This is a genomic window from uncultured Methanobrevibacter sp. (assembly GCF_937906425.1).
GTDB lineage: Archaea > Methanobacteriota > Methanobacteria > Methanobacteriales > Methanobacteriaceae > Methanobrevibacter.
The window spans coordinates 1-4356 of sequence record NZ_CALCYR010000306.1 but is presented as its reverse complement, the minus strand read 5'-3'; the positions used below and the strand labels follow the sequence as shown (position 1 = coordinate 4356).

3 protein-coding genes are annotated in these 4356 nt (G+C 33.2%); all 3 read right to left on the bottom strand.

The genetic code is table 11. From position 1 onward, the window contains the following. Positions 1–157 precede the first annotated feature (157 nt). Positions 158–1303, bottom strand: a complete 1146-nt coding sequence (locus Q0138_RS09040; protein ID WP_297983710.1) for an aldo/keto reductase — start codon at positions 1301–1303, stop codon at positions 158–160. A gap of 263 nt (positions 1304–1566) precedes the next feature. Continuing rightward, entirely contained in the window at positions 1567–1848 is a 282-nt protein-coding gene (locus Q0138_RS09035) for a hypothetical protein (RefSeq protein ID WP_297983707.1), read from the bottom strand. A gap of 149 nt (positions 1849–1997) precedes the next feature. Next, positions 1998–4356 (bottom strand): carbamoyl-phosphate synthase large subunit (carB, locus tag Q0138_RS09030; protein ID WP_297983704.1); only part of this gene is annotated, 2359 nt, incomplete at its 5' end.

The following is a 4356-nucleotide window of genomic DNA, read 5'->3' as shown; positions in this document are numbered from 1 at the left end:
AAAAAAGTAAAATTAAAGTAAATAAAGATAAAAAAGGTAAAAAAAGTAAAAAAAAGTAAAAAAAGTAAAATTAAAGTAAATAAAGATAAAAAAGGTAAAAAAAGTAAAAAAAAAGTAAAAAAAAGTAAAAAAAGTAAAATAATAATAAAAAAGTCAATTATTTACTTGAAAACCCCATAGATTCAATTTCCAAGGTTTCAACAACATCATTTAAGACTTCTGGAATATTGATCTGTTGAGGACATTCCTCAACACAGACTCCGCATTCAATGCAATCGGAAGCTATACCAACCCCCGGAAGCTTGGAATAATTCAAATATGCATTTCCATGTTGAGACCAATCTTCCCTGCCAAGAATCTTATGTTTATTATACATGTCAAATATTTTTGGAATGTCTATTTCACTAGGACATGAATCTATACAGTATCTGCATTTTGTACAATTAACTGTAATATTGTTATTTATTATTTCACTAACCTTTTCAAGGATTTCAAGCTCTTCCTCATTTAATGGATCTGCATTCTTAAATTCATCTATATTGTTTTCAAGCTGTTCAAAAGTACTTGCTCCTGTAAAAACAAGGGATACATTATCAAGATTTGCTACAAATCTCATAGCCCAAGAAACAACAGATCTGTCTGGATTGTAATCATTCATTAATTTTTCAGCCTCTTCAGGAACATCTGCCAAAAAACCGCCCTTATACGGTTCCATAATCATTACAGGAAGATTGTATTTTTTAGCCACCTCAAGACATTTTCTTGATTCAATCTCCTCATCTTCCCAATCAAGGTAATTTATTTGAAGCAATACAAATTCCAATTCAGGATGATTCTTTAAAAGACCTTCTAAAAATTCTGCATTTCCATGAGTGGACAATCCAATATGCTTTATGAACCCTTCCTCTTTTTTCTTTTGAATAAAAGAGTATAAGTCAACGTTTTTCCAAGCAGTTTCAGTAAATCCGCTTACATTATGCAATAGATAATAATCAAAGTAGTCTACACCACAGTTATCAAGTTGCTGCTTGAAAATAGGCTCCAATTGTGACTCCTCTGTAATTACAAACAATGGCAATTTGGTTGAAACTGTAAAGGATTCGCGAGGATACCTTTCAACTACAGATTTTCTAAAGGCCTCTTCACCTATACCATCATGATAAATGAATGCAGTGTCAAAGTGGTTAAATCCGCTGTCCATATATAAATCTACCATTTTATATAATTGATCATAATCAATACTTGCAAAATCGTTTTCATCCAATAGGGGAAGCCTCATCATTCCCATACCTAATTTTGTCATAACACACACCAAAATTTTTTATATATATCACATTAATATTTAAGTTCATATATATAAAAACTTTTTTATAATTTATTAAAAAATAAGGAAAATGAAAAAACAATGAAAAATGAATAAAAAGAGCTAAAAAAAATAGAAATAAAAAAGCATAAAATAAAAAGTATAAAATTAAACAAAAAATAGAATTAAAAAATTATAAAATTAAAAAGTATAAAATTAAAAAGTATAAAATTTAACAAAAATAGAAATTAAAAAAATAAAAATTAAAATTCTTTAAGCATCTCGATGATTTCTTCTCTTCCATAACCTAATTTAACAAGAAGAACTTTAAGATTTACATCTGTTCCATCCCAATTAATCTCTTTCCATGCTTTAAAGTCATTTCTTAAAATTGCATTAATAATCAATTGCATAGTAATAAAATCATCACTATTTACAACCATTAAAGCATCCTCTTTAGAGAATTTTCCTTCAGGATCAACCAAATCAAATTTACCGGAATCACCATCTTTTTTTACTATAGCACTATCAATTTTAAATGGCATTTTAACAAAACTCCATATATTTTCTAAAAAGAAAATTTAATGAAAAGTTAAACTTTTCAAATCAAACTAATAAAAATGAAAGTTAAAAAGCTTTCAAAAAAAGAAAAGTAAAAAATAAACTTTTCAAATTAATATTAGCAAATTAAAGCCTAAATGTCATCAATGTAATTGTTTAATGACTTGACCTTTAACTCATTTTCCTTAATCGCTGCAATTGCATTTAAAGCAGCTCTTGCACCAGCTAAAGTAGTCACATAAGGAATTCCCAAATCAATAGCTAATCTTCTAATAGTATAACCGTCTTCAGAAGCTTGTTTTCCATGAGGAGTGTTTATAATCAAATCAATCTCATTATTTAAAATAGCTTCCTTGATGTTAGGAGTGCCTTGGGACACCTTTTTAATTCTGGTAATAGGAACATTGAATATTGAATCGGCAGTTCCCTTTGTTGCAAGAATGTCAAATCCTAAATCATGAGCCTTTTCAGCAATAGGTTGGATTTTCTTCTTATCCTGTTCCCTCACACTCATGAAAATCTTACCTTCCTTAGGCAAGTCCATACCCGCTGCAAGTTGTGACTTATAGAATGCCAAACCGAAGTTTTCATCTATACCAATGCTTTCACCGGTGGATTTCATTTCAGGACCTAAGACAGTGTCGGATTCAGTTAATTTCAAGAATGGGAAAACGGATTCCTTAACAGCTACATGATTAATCCTAATTTCCTTGGTTAATCCAAGCTCTTTTAAGGTTTTGCCCATCATCAATGAGGTTGCAACCTTTGCAAGAGGAACACCGATAGCCTTACTTACAAATGGAACTGTTCTACTTGCTCTAGGGTTTGCTTCAATGATGTAGACCCTTTCCTCATCAAGCTTAACTGCATATTGAATGTTCATTAAACCGATTACATCTAATTCCAAAGCCAATTTTCTTGTATTTTCCCTAATGACCTCAAGCAAATGTTCAGGAATGGTTTGAGGCGGAATTACACAAGCGGAGTCACCGGAGTGAACACCAGCCTCCTCAATGTGCTCCATAATACCTGCAATGAAGACATCCTCTCCATCACACAATAAGTCCACATCAAGTTCAACAGCATCTTCAAGGAACTTGTCTACAAGAATAGGGTGTTCAGGTGAAACCTTTACAGCCTCTTCCATATATTCCTCCAATTCCTCAACACCATAAACGATTTCCATTGCCCTTCCACCGATAACATAGGATGGACGTACAAGAACTGGGAAACCGATTCTTTCAGCTGCCTCACGAGCCTCATCAAAGGAATTGGCCAAACCATAAGGAGCTTGATGGATGTTTAACTTATTCAATACTTCAGTGAATCTTTCCCTATCCTCTACACGATCAATGCTTTCATATGGAGTACCGAATATCTTAACTCCTGCCTTAGCAAGAGGTACGGATAGGTTGATTGATGTTTGACCACCGAATTGGACGATAACACCTTCAATATCCTGCTGTTCAATGATTCCCATAATATCCTCAAAGGTTAATGGTTCAAAGAACAATTGATCTGAAATATCATAATCTGTACTTACGGTTTCAGGGTTATTGTTTACAAGAATTGTTTCAATTCCTTGCTCCTTCAAAGCAAGGGATGAATGTACACAACAGTAATCGAACTCAATACCTTGGCCGATTCTGATTGGACCTGCACCAATGATTAAAATCTTTCTGTTGTCAGATTCGATCAATTCATTACCCTTATCATAGCTGCTGTAGTAATAAGGTGTCTTAGCTTCAAATTCAGCTGCACAGGTGTCCACCATCTTATATGACTGTTTGATATTGTATCTGGAAAGAAGGTTTCTTATATATTCTTCAGTCTGACCGGACAATTCTGCCAAACGTTTTTTTGAGCATCCGATTTGTTTTGCTTTTCTTAAGTAATCTTCATCATCAAGTTTTTCAACAGTGACATCGTTTTCAAAGTTGACGATGTTTCTGATTTTGTATAAGAAGAAATTGTCAATTTTGGTAAGTTCTCTTATTTTATCAATGTCCATTCCGTCTTTTATTGCGGAATAGATTTGGAAGTAAATTAAGTCTGTCGGATTGGCAAGGTCTTCTTCGGTGTATTCCACATATTCAAATCCGTCAAAGCCCATATCAAGTGATCTTAATGCTTTTTGGAATGCCTCTTCAAAGGTTCTTCCGATAGCCATTACCTCACCTGTTGCTTTCATCTGAACGCCGACTTCACGGCTGATTCCTTTGAACTTGTCAAACGGCCATCTTGGGATTTTTATAACTACATAATCGATTGCAGGTTCAAATGATGCAGGTGTTTCTTTGGTAATGTCGTTTTTGATTTCATCCAATGTCATTCCTAAAGCGATTTTTGATGATATTTTTGCAATAGGATAACCTGTTGCTTTTGATGCAAGCGCACTACTTCTGGATACACGAGGATTTACTTCAATGACTTTATACTCATCGGTTTCAGGATTTAGTGCAAACTGAATGTTACATCCTCCGCGAATTCCA